This is a genomic window from Nonomuraea sp. NPDC049607 (assembly GCF_040675375.1).
GTDB lineage: Bacteria > Actinomycetota > Actinomycetes > Streptosporangiales > Streptosporangiaceae > Nonomuraea.
The window spans coordinates 130,575-149,811 of sequence record NZ_JBFAOV010000006.1 but is presented as its reverse complement, the minus strand read 5'-3'; the positions used below and the strand labels follow the sequence as shown (position 1 = coordinate 149,811).

The window sequence follows — 19,237 nt, the reverse complement described above, 5'->3', positions numbered from 1 at the left end:
CTCGCGCCATGAGTGACCGGCTGGACGAGCTGGAGCGGCGGATCGACGGGCTCCGGGCCGGCGTGCGCAAGGCCATGCGCGTCAAGGACGGCGCGACGGCCCGCGTCCTGCGCGCCGAGCTGCGCGCCGCCGAGCGTGCCTGGGACGCCCTGGTGAGCGGCGAGCAGCCGCGCGGCAGGGCGGAGGGGCCCCGGCTGGTCACCGTGCGCGAGCAGGTGCACCAGGCGCTCGCGCTGCTCGGGGCCGCCGCGCAGCCGCGCCTGGTCGTGGCGGTCAGCGGCGCGTTCTTCGCCGGCACCATCCGCAGCGCCCAGCTCACCAGCCTGCGCCGCGACGAGGAACGCTCGTTCCGGTCCACGCCGCACGGGCGGCCGTACTACCTGTGCGCGGCGCTGACCGACCGCCTCTCCCCCGCCCGCGGCCTGCTGACGCTCAGCACCTGGCCGCTGGAGCGGCGCGTCGTCGGCCCGCTCAGCCCCCGCGTCGACTTCCTGACCTGCGCCATCGCCGTGGCCTCGCACGAATGCGAGGACGAGCGGGCGCTGCGCTTACTGGCGCGGATGGCCAGGAACGTCCCCGGCGCCACGGCCGCCGACCTCGGCCCGCCCGACCGCCGGCGGATCGCCGAGGCGGCCGGGGCCGAGCTGGCCGTGCACGCGGAACGCGACACGCGCGACCGCGCCGAGCTGGCACGACGCGCCACATCCCAGCTCGGTGACGTGGCCAGGCTGTTCGGCGCCGCTACGCTGGGCACGATCAAGGAGGAGACAGCGACGTGAGCGGCTTGAGACGCGAGGACGGCCCGGCCCACCGGCTCGACGCGCTGCGCGGCACGACCCCGCCCAAGCCGCACGACGCCCGGGCGATCGCGGCCCTGGCCGCCAACCCCGGCTGCGCCCGCCGGGCCCTCATGGACGGCGCGGGCGTCGACAAGGACGCCGCCGCCCGCCATCTGGGCTTCCCCGCGCCGTTCGGCCAGTCGCCGTTCGCGATCACCCGCGGGAACGCGTTCGAGGCGCTGGTCAAGGCCGACGGCTGCGCCGAGCTGCTGCGCCTGCTGAGGGAGGTGCTCGGCCTGCCGGTCGCCGAGGTGGCCTACCACGACGTGGAGAACGTCGGCGCCCACCTGCGCCACACCCACACCCGGGCCCTGTTCGACCGGGCGGCGCGCGGCGACCAGGACGCCGGCACGCTGTTCGACCACCCGCTGCTCAGCCTGGAGATCGCCGGCCACACCGCCTTCCTCGAACCCGACGTGGTGGCCTTCCAGCTCGGCGGCCGCTTCCATGTGGTCGAGATCAAGTCGTTCGCCGTGGTGGACGGGCAGGCCGACCCCGGCGCGGTGGCCGCCGCCGCCCGCCAGGCCGCGGTCTACGTGCTGGCGCTGCGCACGATGCTGGAGGAGCTCGGGCACGACCCGCGTACCGTCTCCCACGACGTGGTGCTGGTGTGCCCCGAGAACTTCGCCAACCGGCCCGTGGCGACCCTGGTCGACGTGCGCAGGCAGCTCGCCGTGCTGCGCCGTCAGCTCACCCGGATGACCGGCCTCGACCGGCTGCTCGCGGCGCTGCCCGACGACCTCAGCTTCGACCTGCGGCCCGGCGAGGACGGCCGGCCCACCCGCCCGGTCGCCGAGCTGACCGACGCGCTGCACAGGACGACCGCCCGCTACGCCCCCGACTGCCTGTCCACGTGCGACCTGTGCTACTTCTGCCGCGACGAGGCCCGCCAGGAGGGCGCCTCCGACCTGCTCGGCCGCCAGGTGCGCGACGAGCTGGGCGGGGTCGCCTCGGTGGCCGAGGCGCTGGGCCTGGCCGACGGCCTGCGCGACCCGGCCGACGGCCAGGAGGAGATCGCCGGCCTGCTCCGCAACGCCGAACGCCTGCGCAGGGAGTGCCTCAGTTGAGCCTGCTCACCTCGCTCGCCCGGCTGCGCGCCCTGCAGGAGGGCATCGCCCAGCCCGTCGCCACGGTCCGCCACTGTCACGTGGGCGCTCGGCCGATGGTGTTCGTCCCGCTCAAGCTGTCGGGCGAGGCCGCCGCGCCGCTGGCCGCCATGCTCGGCACCGACCGCGACCGGCCGCGCCTGCTCGTCGTCGCCCAGCCGCGCAACCGCGACCTGCGCTTCGCCTGGGCCGCCGAGCTGGCCGGGGTGCTGCTGCCGTACATCGAGTCGTTCACCGCCGACACCGAGACGGTGGAGCGCAAGAACGCCGACCCCTACGAGCGGGCCCTCGACGCGCCGCAGCTCGTCGTGCCGAACCAGGCGGGGGTCGCCTTCGCCAGGCTGCTCGGCCGCTCCACGCGCTTCCGCAGGCCCGACGGGCCCTACCCGGTGCCGCCGGAGGTGCCGCTGCTGGGGCGGTGGCTGACGTACTTCGGCGAGCGGGCCGCCTACCCGGGCTCGTCGCTGACGCCGGCCGTGACCGAGGAGCTGGGCCGCCACTGGGCCAGCGGGCAGAGCGCCTTGGAGGACGCCAACCTGGCCGCGCTGCTGTCCTGGATCACCCAAGGGCCCTCCGACGACGCCGAGGACCCGCTGATCTGGCCGCCCGCCGGGCCCGCGACCGATCCCGGCTTCGACGCCGAGGTGCTCGCCCCGGCCATCGAGAGCGAGTCGCCCGAACGGGTCGCCGAGGCGCTGCGCACCCAGCTCGAACCCACCTGGCGGCTGATGTGGCAGGCGCTCGACCTGCTGTCCGGGCTGGAGCCGGGCGCGAGCGTGGCCCAGCGCTGGGAGCAGGACCGCGGCTCGTTCAGCGCCATGGCCGCCCACATCGCCGAGGGCGCGCCGCCGCAGGCCAGACGCGACGGCGCGGTGGCCGCCGCGGCCAAGCTGGCCCGCATGGAACGCGCCCAGGCCGCCTACGACGTGCAGCGCGCCTACGACGACCCGCTGGTGATGGCCGAGTACCGGCTGACCGGTGAGGCGTTCGCCGGCGAGGTGGTCGAGACCGTGCCCGACAACGTCGAGGGCGAGGGCCGCTCGCGCAAGCTGCGTCCGCTGGTGGTGCTCAAGACCGACGACCCGGTGCGCCTGGCGCCCGGCGCCTCGCTCGGCACCCCGGAGCGCCGCGGCCAGGGCGCCGAGCTGGTGGAGGCCCGCGACGGCCTGGTCACCCTGAAGATCACCAAGGGCATGGGCCGGGGGAGGACGCCCGTCCCCGGCGCCGTGCCGGAGGTCGGCGAGCGCGTCTGCTACACCTCGCTGACCGACGACTTCCAGGGCTCGCCGACGCTGCCCGAGGCCGAGGCCACGCCGTGGACGCACGGCGGGCCGCCGCAGGAGTACATCCCCGACGACGAGGACGCGCAGGAGGAATGGTCGTGAGCGAGAGCCCGGAGCAGGTGATCGCGAACGTCCTGGCCGACCTGCCCAGGAACCGCGGCGTCGTGGTCGACTCCCCGCCGGGCGCGGGCAAGTCCACCCTGGTCGTGCGCGCCGCCGCGCACATCGCCGCCACCGGCGAGCCGCTGATGATCGTCGCCCAGACCAACGAGCAGGTCGACGACCTGGTGGCCCGCATCTCCGACAAGCACCCGCACCTGAAGGTCGGACGGCTGTCGGCCGGCGGGTACGTGCCCCACCCGCGCATGCTGGAGCTGGCGGGCGTCACGATCGGCACCAGGATCCAGGACCTGGGCGACCCCGACATCGTCATCGCCACCGCCGACAAGTGGGCGTGGATCTCCGGCCGGGTGTGGCCGTGGGCGATCGTGGACGAGGCGTACCAGATGCGCTCGGACAAGCTGCTGCGCATCGCGGGGCTGTTCGAGCGGGCGCTGTTCGTGGGCGATCCCGGGCAGCTCGACCCGTTCTCGATCATCGACGGCGACCGCTGGTCGGGGCTGTCGTGGGACCCGTTGCAGAGCGCGGTGGCGGTGCTGCTGCGGCACAACCCCGGCCTGCCGGTGCACCGGCTGCCGGTGTCCTGGCGGCTGCCGGCCTCGGCCGCGCCGGTGGTGTCGCAGGCGTTCTACCCGTTCACCGGGTTCCGGTCGGGCACCTCCGAGGGCGACCGGCGGCTGGACCTGACCGCCGGCGGCATGGGCACCGTGCACGACCGGGCGCTGGAGGAGGCCGCCCGGTCGGGCTGGGCGCTGCTGGAGCTGCCCAACCGGCACACCGTGCGCACCGACGGCGAGGCCGTGCAGGCCGTGGCGCTGCTGGCGGCGCGGCTGCTCCAGCGCGGGGCCGTGGCCACCTCCGAGCAGGGCGAGCGGCCGGTGACCGCCGACCGGATCGCGGTCGGCGCGGCCCACCGCGACCAGGTCGCGGCGATCAGGAACGCCGGGCTGCCGCCGGAGATCACCGTGGACACCGCCAACCGCCTCCAGGGCCGCGAGTACGACGTGACGATCGTGCTGCACCCGCTGTCGGGCCGCCGCGACGCCACCGCCTTCCACCTGGAGTCCGGGCGGCTGTGCGTGCTGGCCTCGCGCCACCGGCACGCCTGCGTGATGGTGGCGCGGGCGGGCATCGCCGAGCTGCTGGACGCCCACCCGTCGGCCGAGCCGGTGCAGCTCGGGGTGCCGGTGAAGTTCCCCGACGGCTGGGAGGCCAACCAGTCGGTGCTGGAGCACCTGGCCCGCCACCGGGTCTGACCCCGGAGCCGCACGGGTCAGAGGCGGCGCCGCCACACGTCGATGGCCAGCACGCGGCGCATGCCCGCCGACTCGTACAGGCCCAGCGCGGGGGTGGTGTTGTTGCTGTCCACGTGCAGGATCGTGCCCTTGCGGCCTCTGGCGGCGTCGGCGGCGAAGGCGTGGCGGAGCAGGAAGCGCCCCAGGCCCCGGCCGCGGAAGCCCGGGTGCACGGCGAGCGTGGCGACGTAGCCGCAGTCCTCGTCGGAGACGAACTGGTTGCTGCCGATCAGCACGCCGGCGGGCTGCCCGTCGATCCTGGCCAGGGTGAGCTGGCTCCAGTCGGTGACGCTCTGGGCCTGGCGGCGCTCGTACCAGTGGTCGTAGTCGACCGGGACGAAGCCGAAGTGCTCGGCGAAGCCGAGCTGGTGCACCTGGTGCGCCGCGCGGCGCGTCTCCTCGCTCTCGCCCGTGTGCAGGGTGAGGCCGGGCAGCGGGACGGGCGGCTCGACGGGGGCCGCGTGGTCGACGCGCATGCGGTGGAAGCTGGTGCCGGGCTCGAAGCCCTGCTCCTTGGCGTAGGACTGCTTGTCCTGGTCGTCGCGGTAGATGCCGATGTCGATGGTGACGCCGTCGTGGCCGCGTTCGCCGCCCAGCTCGCGGGCGCGGTCGGTGACCGTACGCCACAGCTCCTCCCGCAGGCCCGTCAGGCCGGCGCGGGTGATGACCTCGATGTTGACCAGGTCGCTGTCGCCCACCCGGCACGCCCAGGCCCACCCGGTCAGCAGGCCGGTCTCGTCGCGGGCCAGCCAGCCGTCCCTGTCGAGGTCGAAGCCCGGCTCGACCAGCTCGTCGGCGACGTCGTCGAGGGTCATGTCGGGCGACCCGATGACCTCGGTGTCGTAGGACGCGACCAGCTCGTGGATGGCCGCGGCGTCGTCCACCCGGGGGCGGCTGAAGGTGTGCATGGGGCCGATTGTGCACATATGCCCGCCCCCGCGCCTCCCATTTTTCCGGTGGTGGCTAAGCTGGGCGGGTGGTCGACAGAAAGCCGCTGCACATCGAGGTCGCCACGCCGGGCGCGACGACCGTCTCGCTCGCACTCAGCGGCGACCTCGACTACGAGTCCGTGAGCCGGCTGGCCGAGCTCTCCGTCCCCGCGGGCTGCACCGCGATCGACGTCGACCTGTCCCGGCTGACCTTCGTCGACTCCTCCGGCCTGGCCGGGCTCGTCCGCCTCCAGTTGCAGGCCGCGGACGCCGGCGCCGTCGTACGGGTGGTGGCGCTGACGCCCTATCTGCGCAGCCTGTTCCTGCTGACGGCGATCGACCGGCTGTTCACCCTGCCGCCGGACTGACCGCCTCCGCCTTTAGTTGATCTTGCTTACTTGCCGACCGGCAAGCCTAGAATGGGCGGGACATCAACTTGCCGACCGTCAAGTCGAAACAGGTGCGAAGTGCGGGAAGACACGCGGGCGCGGATCCAGGAGATCGCGCTGAGGCTCTTCACGGAGCAGGGTTACGAGGCGACCTCGCTGCGCGAGATCGCCGAAGAGCTGGGCGTGACCAAGGCCGCGCTTTACTACCACTTCAAGACCAAGGACGACATCGTCGGCAGCCTGGTCGACCTCCGGGTGGCCGAGCTCCAGGAGCTGCTCGACTGGGCCAGGAGCATGCCCAAGACCCCCGAGACCCGCCGCGAGCTGCTGGCGCGTTACGCCGAACGCCTCCGCCAGCCCCGCTACCTGGCCGTCGCCCGCTTCCTGGACAGCAACCAGACGGCCATGCGCAGCCATCCCAAGCTCGCCAAGATGCGCGACACGATGATGGAGCTCACCGCCGAGATGAGCGAGCCCGGCGCCACGCCCACCGAGCGCGTCAGCCGGTCGCTGGCGCTGTTCGCACTGCACGCGGGCAAGTGGCTGACCATGGCCGGCGAGGGGCTCACCGACGAGGAGATCGACAAGGCGTGCATGGAGGTGGCGCTGCGGCTTCTGGAGCAGTAGCCGCCCTCCCGGGCTCCTGATGCCACAACGGACGATTGGCGCCCGGGATCCGGGGAAGAAGGCTCGCACGCATCCAGACGGGAGGAGACGCAGTGGAGGCGACGATAGCGCTCCGACTGCCCAGGGATGCGGCGAGCGTCCCGCTGATCAGGAAGATGCTGGACGGCACGCTGCGGTCGCTCGGCGTCGAGGCCCAGGTACGCGACGACATCGAGCTGATGCTGACCGAGGCGTGCGCCAACGTGGTCAAGCACGCGGCTCCCAGTGACGACTACACCGTCAGCGCCTGCGTGCGCGACGATCTGTGCGTCATCAAGGTCGTCGACACCGGGGGCGGTTTCGACCCGCACAAGGTGCTCGAACCCGGCCCGGGGGCCGAGCACGGCAGAGGACTGCAGATCATGCGCGCGCTCGCCGACGACATCCGGTTCACCAACGTCCGCGAGAACGGCGCGATGGTCTGCCTCGAGAAGAGGCTGCGCTTCACCCCAGGGGCGGCGGGGCAGCATCTCATCGCCAGGTGACCCGCACGAAAGGGGCCGGGGCCGCCGCTCTTCGCGGCGGCCCCGGCCCTTTCTCACTGTTCTCTCACTGTTGGCTGCCGGGAACGGCGGTCATCGTGAGGTGAGACCGGAGGGCCTGCGAAGGCGGGCGCTCCGGCCGGGACGGCTCACGTCGGGCCGCCGGTCGCCCCCGCGGACCACGGGGGCGAGGCGGATGCGGCGGCTCACCAGGGGCGTGCCGCCGCTCAGCTTCGCCCGCAGCCGCGCGGGCATCTCGGGGGCGCTGAACTTCAGCGGCAACCGTGCCCCGCGGCCGGACAGCCGCCGCCACAACGTGTGCCAGTCCACCAACGTTCCGGCCAGCGCCGCCAGCACCAGCATCGCGACCACCGCGATGACCAGGACGGCCAGGACGATGAGGACGAAGACGATCACCAGGGAGCCGATCGTACCGAGGACTGTCAACATTGGGCAAAAAGTGCCCGCTCACCAGCAAACTATGCCGATTTTCTGGGATATATCGGCCTTACTCGGCAATTCCAGTGGACTGGTCCAGTCGTCCCGGCAGGACGTCGAGCCGGCGCAGTATCACGCCCTCGCGCAACGCCCACGGGCACACCTCCAGCCGGTCCACCTCGAACAGGTCCATCGCCGCGTCGGCCACCAGCGCCCCGGCGGCCAGCTGCGCCGCCCGCCCCTCGGACACCCCGGACAGCTCGGCCCGCTCGGCGGACGTCATGCCGGTCAGCCTGGCCGCCCAGCGGGCCATGTCCTCGCGCGAGAGCGCGCGCGAGACGTACGCGCCCTCGCTGGTCGGGGCGGCCCCGGAGATCCTGGCGAGCTGCTTGAAGGTCTTGGAGGTGGCCACGGCGCGGTCGGGCTCGCCGTACCTGGCGACGTCGCCGACCGTGCGGGCGATCTCCGTACGGACGTGCCTGCGCAGCTTGCGCACCTCCTCGGCGGACGGCGGGTCGCCGGTGAACCAGTCGCGCGTCAGGCGTCCGGCGCCCAGCGGCAGCGACACGGCCACGTCGGGCTCCTCGTCCACCCCCGCGGCGATCTCCAGCGAGCCGCCGCCGATGTCGAAGGCCAGCAGCCGCCCGGACGACCAGCCGAACCACCGGCGCACCGCGAGGAACGTCAGCCGGGCCTCGTCACGCCCGGACAGCACCGCGATGTGCACGCCGCAGCGCTTGTCGATCTCGGCCAGCACCTGCTCGCCGTTGGCCGAGTCGCGCACCGCCGAGGTGGCGAAGGCGAGCAGGTCCTCCACCCCCTTGTCCTCGGCCAGGCGCACGGCCTCCTCGACGAACGCGCCGAGCCGCTCGATGCCCTCGGGGGCGAGCCTGTTGTCCGCGCCCAGGTACTGCGTGAGGCGCAGCTCTTCCTTGTGGGAGTAGGCGGGCATGGGCCGCGCGCCCCGGTGGGCGTCGACGACGAGTAAATGGACGGTGTTCGAGCCGATGTCCAGCACGCCTAGTCGCATGGGAAAACGCTACCGGTCTGCGGCTTTTCGGGCGAAGCCGACTCCGGCCCGGCCGAGCGGGGCGAACCCGGCCGGCCACGCGACCCGGACCCGGGACGGCCGCGTCTTCGTACGCATGTTCAGGGGACTACCCTTCCCATGGTGACATGACACGTTTGGGGGGTTTCGTGAGCGCGTGCTGTGGTCCGAGCAGAGGGGCCGCCGCCCCGCCGCGCCAGGTCGAGGTGATCACGCGGCGGACGGCGCCGCGTGGCATGGTGCGCATCCCCGGCGGCGCCTTCCTCATGGGCGGGGACGACCCCGACGGCCGCCCGGAGGACGGCGAGGGCCCGGTGCGCGAGGTACGCCTCGACCCGTTCATGATCGACCCGGCCTGCGTGACTAACGCCCAGTTCGCCACCTTCGTCAAGGAGACCGGGTACGTCACCGAGGCCGAGCGCATCGGCTGGTCGTTCGTGTTCGCACAGTTCGCCAAGGCCGGGGTCATGGACGCGAGCGTGCCGCAGGCCCCCTGGTGGACGGGCGTGGAGGGCGCGACGTGGCGCTCCCCCGAGGGGCCCGGCTCGACGGTCGGCGACCGGCAGAACCACCCGGTCGTGCACGTGTCGTGGAACGACGCCAACGCCTACGCCGCCTGGGCGGGCAAGCGCCTGCCGACCGAGGCCGAGTGGGAGATGGCCGCCCGCGGCGGTCTCGAACGCGCCCGCTACCCCTGGGGCGACGAGCTGACCCCCAAGGGACGGCAGCGGTGCAACATCTGGCAGGGCCACTTCCCGACCGCGCCGAGCAAGGGCACGATGCCGGTCAAGTCGTTCCAGCCGAACGGCTACGGGCTCTACAACGTCTCGGGCAACGTCTGGGAGTGGACGGCCGACTGGTGGGGCACGGCGTGGGAGCCGTCCGCCGACAACCCGGCCGGTCCGGCGGACGGGACGGCCAAGGTGATCCGGGGCGGGTCGTACATGTGCCACGATTCCTACTGCAACCGCTACCGGGTGGCCGCGCGCACGTCGAACACGCCCGACAGCTCGACCGGGCACACGGGCTTCCGCTGCGCGGCCATAGTCTGATCGCATGTCACGAACCCTGCGACTGTTGATCACCGGCGGCGGCACCGGCGGTCACACCTATCCCGCCCTGACGACCCTGTCGGCCGTCCAGCGACGTCAGGTGCCGCACGACGTGCTGTGGGTGGGCACCGAGAACGGCCTGGAGGCCCGCATCACGGCCGAGCACGGCATCCCGTTCAAGGCGATCACCACGGGCAAGCTGCGCCGCCGGCCGAACATCAAGGAGCTCGGCACCAACATCGCCGACGTGTTCCGCATCCCCGTCGGGGTGTTCCAGGCCGTGGGGCACGCCGCCCGCTACCTGCCCGACGTGGTGCTGTCCACCGGCGGGTACGTGGCGGTGCCGATCGGCGTGGCGGCCAAGCTGATCCGCCGTCCGCTGGTCATGCACGAGCAGACCACCGTGGTGGGCCTGGCCAACCGCATCCTGGCCAGGCTGGCGACCCGGATCGCGCTGTCGCACGAGTCGTCGCTGGAGTACCTGCCGCCCTCGGCGCGGGCCAAGGCCGTGGTGACGGGCAACCCGGTGCGGCCGGAGCTGCTGCAGGGCAACCGGGCGGCGGCCTACGACCTGTTCGGGCTGACGTTCGAGGTGCCGCTGATCTACGTGACCGGCGGCGCCCAGGGCAGCAAGCAGATCAACACGCTGATCGCCGAGATCCTGCCGCGGCTGCTGCCGCACGCGCAGGTCGTCCACCAGTGCGGGCCGGCCTGGATCGACCAGATGCGGGCGGTCGAGGTGCCGCCCGGCCTGGCCGACCGTTACCACCCGGTGCCGTACGTGGGGACCGAGTTGCCCGACCTGTTCGCCGCGGCCGACGTGGTGATCTCGCGCAGCGGCGCGGGCACGGTGTCGGAGCTGACCGCGATCGGCAAGCCGTCGCTGCTGATCCCGCTGATCCCGACCGGCGGCGACGAGCAGCGCAAGAACGCCGGCTACCTGGTCTCGGCGGGGGCCGCGCGGGCGCTGCTGGAGCCGCGTCCGACGGCGGAGGACCTGCTGGCCGAGCTGATGCCGATGCTGGCCGATCCGGGGCTGCGCGCGGCGATGGGGCAGGCGGCGGGCAAGCTGGGCCGCCTCGACGCCGCCGACGCCCTGTGCGACCTGCTCCTGGAGGCCGCCCACGGCGGCCAGGGCGGGCCCGGCTTCGGAGGTCAGGGCGCGGGCGGGCAGCGCTTCGGGGGTCAGGGGACGGCCGGTCACGGGCCGGGCGGGCCGGGCTCCAGGTAGCGGAAGGCCTCGTGGGCGGAGCTGACGCTCCGCCTCAGCGCCTGGTCCAGGCGGTCGGCGTCCTCGGTCAGGCGGGTCAGCTCGTCCGTCGTGGTCTCGTCGGCGCCGGTCTCGGCGACGAGCTCCTCGTACTCGTGCAGCCGCGCCCGCAGCTCGGCGATCTGTTGCCGGGCCCGATAGGCGCGTTCGGCCTCGGCGACGTTGGCGGCGTACCGTTCCAGGGCCTCCACCCGGCCCAGGACGGCGTGCTCGCTGCTGTCCAGCGCCTTGGTGAGGGGTTCGGCCACGGCCGCCACCTCGGGCGTGCTCTCCCCCGACAGGGTCTGCCGGTGCCTGGCGCGCAGCCCGGACAGCTTGGCCAGCAGGCGGGCGATCTCCCACTCCTGGGCGGGCAGCATCACCGCGTTGCGCACGTCGTCCAGCAGCCCTTCGGCGTTGACCCGCGACTGCGACACCGCGGCGACCGCCCGCTGGGCTCGGCGCAGCAGCCTGCGCGAGGGCTCGTCGAGGTCGTCGATGAGCACGTACCGGCCCTCATGGCGGACCGCCTGCGCGTGGACCCGCCGCTCGTGCTCGGCCTCCTCGCCCTCCGGCGTCTCGGTGCGGACGAACGTCACGATCATCAGCGGGACGGCGAGGAGCACGAGTAACAGCGGCCCCAGGGAACGGCCGAGCCCGCCGACACCGAGGAGCAGGCCGAGGCAGACGGTCGCCCCGCACACCGCGCCGAGCCTCCAGTACGGCGCGGCGGCCAGGCTCGGGCCGGAACGGTCCGGGACCCACCCCCTGCGCGCCCTGATCAGCAGCCGCCGGTTGTCCCGCAGCAGCCGCGCGTCGGCCGGCGGCAGGGCGGGGTCGACGATCACGTCCGCCATGATGTCGGATCGGATGGGGATTCACCTCCTGCGAGGGCGGAGCGCCTCCCGCGTGTGCCACATGGTCCGATGTCAGCTCTCCAGGTACCGGAACGCCTCGTGCGCCGACCGCACGCTGCGCCGCAGCACCTGCTCCAGCTGGTCGGCGTCCTCGGCGAGCCGGTCGATCTCCGGCACGGCCAGCGCGTCGGCGCCGGTCTCGGCCAGCAGCTCCTCGTAGCGCGGCAGGCGCGCGCGCAGTTCCTCGATCTGGCCGCGGGCGTGGTAGGCGCGTTCGGCCTCGGCGACGTGCTCGGCGTAACGTTCCAGGGCCTCGACGCGGGCGATCATGGCGGCCTCGCTGGTGGCCAGGGCCCGGTCCAGCGGCTCGATCACCGCGGCCACCTCGGGGGCGATGCCCCGGGACAGCAGGGCCTCGTGCTCGGCCCGTAAGGCCGACAGCTTGGCCAGCAGGCGGGCGATCTCCCACTCCTGGGCGGGCAGCATCACCGCGTTGCGGGCGCCGTCGAGCAGCCCCTCGGCGTTGACGTGCGAGCGCAGCACCGAGCCGATGGCCCGCTGCGCCCTGGTCAGCACGTCGGCGGCGTCCTGGTCGAAGTCCTCGGGCAGCAGGTAGCGGTCGCGGAACGGGCGGGCCCGCTCGTACACCTCGCGGTCGCGCGAGCGGTCGTGCTCGGGCAGCTCGCTCATCGAGGCGATCTTGACCAGGACGACGAAGACGAACGCCCCCAGCAACGTGAACCCGGCGGCCGGGTGCGACCAGGCCAGCAGCACGGTCATGAGCGCGACCACCGCGGGCGTGGCGGCCAGCAGCGCGACGCTGGAGACGTTCCTGAACCGGTCCGGACGCACGTCGGCCGGCGGCACCCAGCCCGACCGCATCCTGGACAGCAGCGGAGCGTTGGCCCGCAGCAACCCCGCGACCTCCGGAGGAACCCCCGGCTCGACGACCACACCCACGCTCTGTCCCGGCACCTTGGCGCCCCCAACGCTCGTGATGCAGTGGATATTACGTATTTTTTCGCAAGGATGTCAGCCTCCGCGGGGTCAGGACGGGAAACCACCAGGCCCGCTCCCCCAGCACCTCCATGACCGCGGGCACCAGCACCAGGCACACCCACCGTGGCGTCGAGCAGCACCGCGACGGCCGACCACGCAGGTCCGCGGCGGGCAGCGCGATCGTCCTCATGCCGGGACGGTAGTGCCCTCCTGCTCCGCGCGACACCGCCGTCGCCGTACGCCGGCTACGGCGAGCGCGGCGGACACGCAGGCGAAGGGGATGGCCGGCAGGACGTAGCGGTGGTCGAAGTCGAGGGCGGCCACCGGGGCGAGGAGCAGGAACGCCGCCATCGTCCACGGCAGCAGGGCGGCGCGGCGGCGTCCGGCCGAACCCAGGCCGCCGATCAGGAGCAGCACGCCGAAGGCCGTGCCGTGCAGGAACCACGGGTAGGGGTAGGCGGCCAGGATCGAGGCGTACGGCTCGACGGAGGTCATGCCGCGGATGCCGGGGTCGTACTCGGAACGCACCTTGGCGACGAGGGCCTGCTGCTCGGGCAGCGACCAGGAGCCGCGCGGGAAGGTCGTGGACGGGCTCATCCGGCGCGGGTGGGCGACCGGCTGCCAGGTGAAGGCGAGTGAGGTGTCGCGGGCCACCTCGCGCAGGTAGTCCAGCGGCTGGGCGGCGATGGCGCGCAGGGCGAAGGACCTGGCCAGGTCGTTGTAGGCGAACCGGTCGCCGGGGAGCCGGTTGAGGGACGCGCCGGGGGCCCAGACGTACTCGGAGGCGGCGTCGGCGACGGTGCCGTTCGGGCAGAGCGGGGCCTCGGCGGGCGGCGGCTCGATGATCGAGCAGTCGGCGAAGGTCATGGTGCGGGCCCACAGGGCGACGCCGTCGGAGCCGCTGAGGGCGAAGCGGCCGTGATGCTGGGCGTACCAGCCGGCGTAGGCGGCCAGCGGGAGGGCGCCGGCCAGCAGCAGCGCGGCCACCCGCCGCCAGGGCGCGCGGCGCAGCACCAGCCACCCGGCGGCCAGGGCGATCAGCGGCACGGCGGCGGTCCTGGTCAGCCCGGCGAGCGCGAGCAGCAACCCCGCCACCGCCGCCGCCCGCACCGACGGCACGCCCGGCCACAGCCCCCAGGACGGGCCGTGGCGCCACATGAGGACCGCCAGCGCGGCGGTGATCAGGAAGATGACCTGGAGGTCCGACAGCACGGCGTGCTCCAGCCGGAGGAGGGCCGGGTCGAACAGCACCGGCACGGTCGCCAGGGTCGCCCCCCAGCCGGGCAGCGAACGGCGGCGCAGCAGCGCGTAGATCATGACGCCGATCCCGAGGCCCATCGCGTGCTGCACCCCGGCGACCAGCTCGACGCTGTGGAAGGGCCGCAGCGCCCACAGGAACCACGAGTACCCGGCGGGGTGGAAGGCCGCCTGGGGCCGCAGGTGCACGGCGGTGTCGAGGTAGGTGAAGGAGTCGTACCAGTAGAGCTGCGCGGTGTCGTAGCCGAGCATGACCAGCACGCGCAGCGCGGCGGCCAGGGCCAGTGCGCAGGCGAACAGTCCGTGGCCGGGCAGGCGGCGCGCGGCGGGCGCGTGCGGGCGCGTCCGCGCCAGAGTGACTGCCATGGACTTCTCCCCCGTCGGCGACCGGGCCGGTCCCGGTCGTTCGGAGGGCAGTCCAGCGATCCGCCGATAACCTTGGCGTCACCTGAAATGGTTATGCCCGCGTTATGAGGTCTGGTCCAGACTTGGGGCATTTCGTGATCTTGTTGGGGGCTACGAGTGCGGGTATTGATCGCCGAGGACGAGCGCATGCTCGCCGACTCGATCGCCGAGGGGCTGCGGGGCGAGGCGCTGGCCGTCGACGTCGCCTACGACGGGGAGGCGGCGCTGGAGCGGCTCGGGGTGCACGACTATGACGTGCTGATCCTCGACAGGGACCTGCCGGGGGTGCACGGCGACGAGGTGTGCCGGACGGTGGTGGAGCAGGATCGGCTGGTCAGGGTGCTCATGCTGACCGCGTCCGGGGACGTGCGGTCGCGCGTGGCGGGGTTGTCGCTGGGGGCCGACGACTACCTGTCGAAGCCGTTCGCGTTCGAGGAGCTGGTGGCGCGGGTGCACGCGCTCGGGCGGCGCGCCCGCCGGGCCGACCCGCCGATGCTGGAGCGGGCGGGCGTGCGGCTGGACTGGGCGCACCGGCAGGTGTTCCGCGACGGCGTGTACGTCCCGCTGGCCCGCAAGGAGTTCGGCGTGCTGGCCGAGCTGCTGCGCGCGCAGGGCGCGGTGGTCTCGGCCGAGGTCCTGCTGGAGAAGGTCTGGGACGAGCACATCGACCCGTTCACCAACACCGTGCGGACGACGATGATGAAGCTGCGCAAGAAGCTCGGCGAGCCCCAGGTCATCGAGACCGTGCCGGGATCGGGGTACCGCATCCCATGACCGTGCGCATGCGTTTCGCCCTGGCCTGCGCCGGGGTTTTCCTCTTTCTCGGCGGCCTGGCGGTGACCGGGGTGTACTTCGTCGTCCGGTCGCAGCTGGAGTACCGGATGGACCTGATCAAGCCCGACTTCCCCCGGGAGTACTACGGCGACTCCTACGACCGCGCCTACCTCAACGGGATGCGGGTGCGCGCGGCCTACCAGCGCGAGACGCTGAGCGGCGTGCGCACCGTCGGCGGGATCATCGTGCTGGCCGCCACCGCCGCGGCGTTCGGGCTGGGCTGGCGGGCGGCGGGATGGGTGCTGCGGCCGGTCAAGACGGTGACCGAGACCGCCCGCCGGGTCGCCCAGAGCCACGACCTCACCGAGCGCATCGCCTACGAGGGCCCGCGCGACGAGGTCAAGGAGCTGACCGAGATCTACGACACCATGCTCGGCCGGCTGGCGCGCTCGTTCGACGGGCAGCGCCGGTTCGTCGCCAACGCCTCCCACGAGCTGCGTACCCCGCTGACGATCAACCGCACGCTGGTGGACGTGGCGGTGCGCCGTCCCGACGCCACCGACGACGTCAAGCGGCTCGGCGAGTCGCTGCTGCTGGTCAACACCCGGCACGAACGCCTCATCGACGGCCTGCTGGCCCTGGCCGAGGGCGAGCAGGCGGTGCTGGACCGGCGGCCCTTCGACCTGACCGACGTCGCCGAGCACGTGCTCGACCAGGCCGGGGAGGAGGCGGCCGAGCGGGAGGTGACGATCCACCGGCTGCTGGACGCGGCGCCGACGACGGGCGAGGCGGTGCTGGTCGAGCGGCTGGTGCAGAACCTGGTGGAGAACGCCGTCCGGCACAACCATCCCAAGGGCGAGGTGTGGGTGACGACGCGGCGGCGGGCCGAGCAGGTCGAGCTGGTGGTGGCCAACACCGGGCTGCACGTGCCGCCGTACGAGATCGAGACGATCTTCCAGCCGTTCCGGCGGCTGCACGGCGACCGGCTGCGCTCGGAGCGGGGCAGCGGGCTCGGCCTGTCGATCGTCCGGGTCATCGCCGAGGCCCACGACGGCACGGTCACCGCCAGGCCGCGCGACGAGGGCGGCCTGACGATCACCGTGGAACTGCCGGTGGACCAGTCGGCCCCCTGACGATCACCGCGGAGCCGGTGGACCAGTCGGCCCCCTGACGATCACCGCGGAGCCCGTGGACCGGTCGGCGCGCTGACGACCGTCGCGGAGCCGGTGGGTCAGTCGGCGCCCAGGCTGATCTGCCAGAGCTCCTCCTCCGGCACGCCCGCCCTGACCAGTTGCTCCCAGGTGGCGACGCGCTCGGTCGGGTCGGCCAGCACCAGGACCAGCAGCGGGCGCAGCTCGGCGTGGTCGGCGCCGTCCTCGCGCCACAACGCGCCCAGCGCCCGGTGCACCGCCGGGGACCGCACCTCCCCGGCCTCCAGCAGCTCCCGCAGGACGGCCACCCGGTCGCGGAAGCGCAGGGCGCGCCCCTCCCCCACGGCGAGCATCAGCAGGTCGAGCAGCCTGCGGTGGCGGGGGGCGTGGCCGGTGGCGGCGGCGACGATCACGTCGCCCATGGCGGTGCCCTCGGTGCCGCCGAGGATCACCTCCTCCCTGCCCTGCCCGGCGACGCGGTGCGCCGACAGGGCGTTGACCAGGCCCGTCCAGCCCTCGTGCCCGAGCTGGCCCTTCCACAGGTGGCCGAAGGAGGCCCAGCGGCCCAGCGGGTCGGGCCCGCCCAGGATGTGCGAGACGGGGACGGGCTCCTGCGAGGCGGCCACGATGAGCAGCGCCAGGTTGGCCGAGTAGGCGGCCAGGCGGCGGGTGACGGGATGGCGTACGGGCTCGAAGCCGGTGAAGCAGCGGCGGCGGCGCTCGTACAGGGACCGGCGCAGCAGCCCGGCCAGGTGGGTCACGCACCGGGCGCGTACGGCCGGCGGCACCTCGTCCAGCAGCTCCAGGATGAACCCGACCGTCGGCCCGCGCTCGGCCAGGCAGGAGAACGACGTGACCGCGTACAGCAGGTCGTCGTCCACGCTCTGGGCCAGGGCCAGCGGCTCGTCCCCGGCCAGGCGGCGGCGCCGGTCGAGGTCGCGCAGCGCGTACACGGTCAGCCAGGCGGTCAGGAACTCGCCGAAGGTGGAGTGGAGGAAGGAGTGGCCGTCGCGGCGGATGAAGAAGAAGCGCTCGGTGGCCCGGCGGGCCCAGTCGACGGGCGGGCGCGGCTCTTCGGGCTCGTCCTCGCCGCCCTCGCACAGGGCGGGCAGGTCGCGGCCGAGGTCGTCCTCGGTGATGACCTGGCGGCCGCGGGCGAGCATGGACAGGGCGACCGTGCCGAGCAGGACGAGCTCGCCGTCGATCAGCACCCGTTGCGGGGCGGCGGTCTCGCGTTCGGTGAAGTCGCGCAGCAGCACCTCGTACAGGCGGGCGCGGCCGATCGGGCGGTGCTCGCGCTGGAGGGCGTTGCCGCCGGCGTCGTAGAGGGCGAGCAGCAGCAGGAGCAGCGGCTGCCTGGCCATCTCGCCGTGGGCCAGGGCGGTCGCCGCGGGCAGGGGCTTCAGGTCGCGCCGGGCCAGCAGGGCGCGGTTGGCCTGGTCCCAGATGTCCAGCCACTGGCGCACCTGGTCGTCCTCGAACGGCTGGAGCTGCAGCGCCAGCAGCCCGTCGGGGAACCTGATGCGGTCGGCCACCACGGTCCGGCTGGTCACGATCACCACGACGGGCCGCCCGAGCGCGGCCTCGCGGCGCTGGAACTCCTGGACGTGCCCGAGGTAGTCGTAGCGGTTGACGCCGCCCTGCAGCAGCTCGTCGAAGCCGTCGAGGAGGATCACCGGCAGCGCGCCGTCGCCCGCGGCGACCAGGTCGGCGTAGGCGACCTCCTCCTCCAGCACGGCGGCGACGGCCTGCTCGATCTGCTCGGTGACCGGCGCGCGCGGCGAGACGCGCGGCAGCTCCACCCTGATCGGCAGGAACTCCGACCTGGCCAGGCGGGCGCCCAGCACCTCGGTCAGCTTGGACTTGCCCGAGCCGGGCTCGCCGAGCACGAGCAGCGGCGCCTGGGTGGCGCGCAGCGAGGTGAGGTGGCCGACGAGGAACGCCTCGGCGTCGGGCAGCACGCGCTGGTCCCGCCACCAGCCCACGGAGGAGGGGTCGGACTCGCCGGTCAGCTCGGCGACCCGGCAGCGCGGGCTGAGATAGCCCTCGCCGAGCAGCGGGAGCGAGACGTCCTCGGGGAGCTTGCCCGCGGCCAGCAGGGGCCGGTCGAGGGCGTTCGCGGCCATCCTGGCCCGGTGGATCATGGGACGGTCGCCGACCCGCGGCGGGGCCAGCTCGGCCAGCAACCAGGCCACCCGCGACAGGCCGGTGCCCGGCGTCTGGCGGTCGGTGACCAGGCTGCGCACGCCGAACTCGTGGCTGTCCAGGGACAGCGAGCGGAAGTCCTCGTCGTAGATGCGCAGGGCGTGCGCGGGCGGGCCCTCGGCGAGCATCCGGGGTAACAGGAGCTGGTCGTCCACGGGCAGCTCGTCCCACACGCTGAGGCCGCCGACGAACCCGGCCATCACCTCCGACATGCGCAGGTGGGCGCGTTCGACGGCCTGGCGGGTCTCGGCGAAGGGCACGTGCGGCTCGGGGGTGGGCAGGCGTTCCATGAGGAGACCGGCCACCAGGCGGGCGAAACGCTCGGGGGTGGGCACGCCGTGGGAGATCTTGTCGGCCCGGTCGAGCTGCTCCAAGGTGAAGGGCAGCTTGGCCTCCCCGAGCGCCTCGAACCAGGCCGAGACGACGATCACGGCGTGCGCGGCGGCCAGGCGCTGGGTGCGGGTGTAACGGTCCACGCCGCCCTTCAGCTCGGGCATCCGGCGGATGACCTCCTCGCCGTAGCGCACGACGTCGGAACGCATGTCGGCCAGGCCCATGGTGAGCAGCCCGCCCCCGGCCAGCGCCCAGCCCGTACGGGCGGCCGCCGCGGCGAAGCCGACCACCTTGACGAGCCTGCCCTCCTTGCAGCCGAGCACCCTCAGGGCGTCGGCGTAACTCGGGGTCTCGATCATC

Annotated in this window: 18 protein-coding genes; 11 read left to right on the top strand and 7 right to left on the bottom strand. The window is 73.5% G+C overall.

What is annotated here, in order from left to right; translation table 11 throughout:
• The first annotated feature begins 8 nt into the window (after positions 1-8).
• The 4 genes from AB0J97_RS14520 to AB0J97_RS14505 are packed head-to-tail and all read left to right on the top strand — an operon-like array spanning position 9 to position 4,604.
• The gene (locus tag AB0J97_RS14520) at positions 9-779 is read left to right on the top strand and encodes a hypothetical protein (RefSeq protein WP_364088316.1); all 771 of its coding nucleotides are present in this window, start codon (positions 9-11) and stop codon (positions 777-779) included.
• Positions 776-1,906 carry a hypothetical protein gene (locus AB0J97_RS14515; protein ID WP_357704780.1) on the top strand — a complete coding sequence of 377 codons (1,131 nt, stop codon included), beginning with the start codon at positions 776-778 and terminating at the stop codon, positions 1,904-1,906. The genes AB0J97_RS14520 and AB0J97_RS14515 overlap by 4 nt, the downstream gene beginning before the upstream one ends.
• Complete coding sequence (locus AB0J97_RS14510) at positions 1,903-3,330, top strand: hypothetical protein (RefSeq protein WP_364088314.1); 1,428 nt, start codon at positions 1,903-1,905, stop codon at positions 3,328-3,330. The genes AB0J97_RS14515 and AB0J97_RS14510 overlap by 4 nt, the downstream gene beginning before the upstream one ends.
• Positions 3,321-4,604, top strand: a complete 1,284-nt coding sequence (locus AB0J97_RS14505) for an AAA family ATPase (RefSeq protein WP_364088312.1) — start codon at positions 3,321-3,323, stop codon at positions 4,602-4,604. The genes AB0J97_RS14510 and AB0J97_RS14505 overlap by 10 nt, the downstream gene beginning before the upstream one ends.
• Before the next feature lie 17 nt (positions 4,605-4,621).
• Here the strand turns inward: AB0J97_RS14505 and AB0J97_RS14500 are convergent, their stop codons facing one another.
• A complete protein-coding gene (locus AB0J97_RS14500) occupies positions 4,622-5,551 on the bottom strand; it encodes a GNAT family N-acetyltransferase (RefSeq protein WP_364088309.1) in 930 nt (309 codons plus the stop codon).
• A 68-nt stretch (positions 5,552-5,619) separates the two neighbouring features.
• Here AB0J97_RS14500 and AB0J97_RS14495 point away from each other — a divergent pair, with 68 nt between their 5' ends.
• The 3 genes from AB0J97_RS14495 to AB0J97_RS14485 all read left to right on the top strand — a co-directional run bounded on the left by AB0J97_RS14495 (position 5,620) and on the right by AB0J97_RS14485 (position 7,112).
• On the top strand, positions 5,620-5,940 hold the full coding sequence (locus AB0J97_RS14495; RefSeq protein ID WP_357704772.1) for an STAS domain-containing protein: 321 nt from the start codon (positions 5,620-5,622) through the stop codon (positions 5,938-5,940).
• 99 nt (positions 5,941-6,039) lie between these two features.
• A complete protein-coding gene (locus tag AB0J97_RS14490) occupies positions 6,040-6,588 on the top strand; it encodes a helix-turn-helix domain-containing protein (RefSeq protein ID WP_364088306.1) in 549 nt (182 codons plus the stop codon).
• Between the two features lie 92 nt (positions 6,589-6,680).
• Positions 6,681-7,112, top strand: coding sequence for an ATP-binding protein (locus AB0J97_RS14485; protein WP_357704768.1), 432 nt, complete (start codon positions 6,681-6,683; stop codon positions 7,110-7,112).
• Positions 7,113-7,202: 90 nt separating this feature from the next.
• Here the strand turns inward: AB0J97_RS14485 and AB0J97_RS14480 are convergent, their stop codons facing one another.
• Together AB0J97_RS14480 and AB0J97_RS14475 are read right to left on the bottom strand one after the other, a co-directional pair.
• On the bottom strand, positions 7,203-7,559 hold the full coding sequence (locus AB0J97_RS14480) for a hypothetical protein (RefSeq protein ID WP_357704766.1): 357 nt from the start codon (positions 7,557-7,559) through the stop codon (positions 7,203-7,205).
• Between the two features lie 58 nt (positions 7,560-7,617).
• A complete protein-coding gene (locus AB0J97_RS14475; RefSeq protein WP_364088303.1) occupies positions 7,618-8,577 on the bottom strand; it encodes a Ppx/GppA phosphatase family protein in 960 nt (319 codons plus the stop codon).
• Between the two features lie 146 nt (positions 8,578-8,723).
• Here AB0J97_RS14475 and AB0J97_RS14470 point away from each other — a divergent pair, with 146 nt between their 5' ends.
• Both AB0J97_RS14470 and AB0J97_RS14465 read left to right on the top strand, forming a co-directional pair.
• Positions 8,724-9,647, top strand: a complete 924-nt coding sequence (locus AB0J97_RS14470; protein ID WP_364088301.1) for a formylglycine-generating enzyme family protein — start codon at positions 8,724-8,726, stop codon at positions 9,645-9,647.
• A gap of 4 nt (positions 9,648-9,651) precedes the next feature.
• Positions 9,652-10,878 (top strand): UDP-N-acetylglucosamine--N-acetylmuramyl-(pentapeptide) pyrophosphoryl-undecaprenol N-acetylglucosamine transferase, encoded by a 1,227-nt coding sequence (locus AB0J97_RS14465; RefSeq protein WP_364088299.1) that lies wholly within the window; start codon positions 9,652-9,654, stop codon positions 10,876-10,878.
• On the opposite strand, the gene AB0J97_RS14460 is transcribed toward AB0J97_RS14465, so the two are convergent.
• The 3 genes from AB0J97_RS14460 to AB0J97_RS14450 form a co-directional block, all read right to left on the bottom strand.
• Positions 10,848-11,753 carry a hypothetical protein gene (locus AB0J97_RS14460; RefSeq protein ID WP_364088296.1) on the bottom strand — a complete coding sequence of 302 codons (906 nt, stop codon included), beginning with the start codon at positions 11,751-11,753 and terminating at the stop codon, positions 10,848-10,850. The two genes, AB0J97_RS14465 and AB0J97_RS14460, sit on opposite strands and share 31 nt — an antisense overlap.
• A gap of 72 nt (positions 11,754-11,825) precedes the next feature.
• Positions 11,826-12,713 carry a hypothetical protein gene (locus AB0J97_RS14455; RefSeq protein WP_364088294.1) on the bottom strand — a complete coding sequence of 296 codons (888 nt, stop codon included), beginning with the start codon at positions 12,711-12,713 and terminating at the stop codon, positions 11,826-11,828.
• A gap of 225 nt (positions 12,714-12,938) precedes the next feature.
• Positions 12,939-14,375: a hypothetical protein gene (locus AB0J97_RS14450; RefSeq protein ID WP_364088292.1), complete on the bottom strand. Its 1,437-nt coding sequence runs from the start codon at positions 14,373-14,375 to the stop codon at positions 12,939-12,941.
• A gap of 156 nt (positions 14,376-14,531) precedes the next feature.
• On the opposite strand from AB0J97_RS14450, the gene AB0J97_RS14445 reads away from it, so the two are divergent.
• The gene (locus AB0J97_RS14445; RefSeq protein ID WP_357704752.1) at positions 14,532-15,188 is read left to right on the top strand and encodes a response regulator transcription factor; all 657 of its coding nucleotides are present in this window, start codon (positions 14,532-14,534) and stop codon (positions 15,186-15,188) included.
• A complete protein-coding gene (locus AB0J97_RS14440) occupies positions 15,185-16,321 on the top strand; it encodes a HAMP domain-containing sensor histidine kinase (RefSeq protein ID WP_364088288.1) in 1,137 nt (378 codons plus the stop codon). The genes AB0J97_RS14445 and AB0J97_RS14440 overlap by 4 nt, the downstream gene beginning before the upstream one ends.
• Before the next feature lie 98 nt (positions 16,322-16,419).
• On the opposite strand, the gene AB0J97_RS14435 is transcribed toward AB0J97_RS14440, so the two are convergent.
• On the bottom strand, positions 16,420-19,236 hold the full coding sequence (locus AB0J97_RS14435; RefSeq protein ID WP_364088286.1) for a hypothetical protein: 2,817 nt from the start codon (positions 19,234-19,236) through the stop codon (positions 16,420-16,422).
• Position 19,237: the final 1 nt, after the last annotated feature.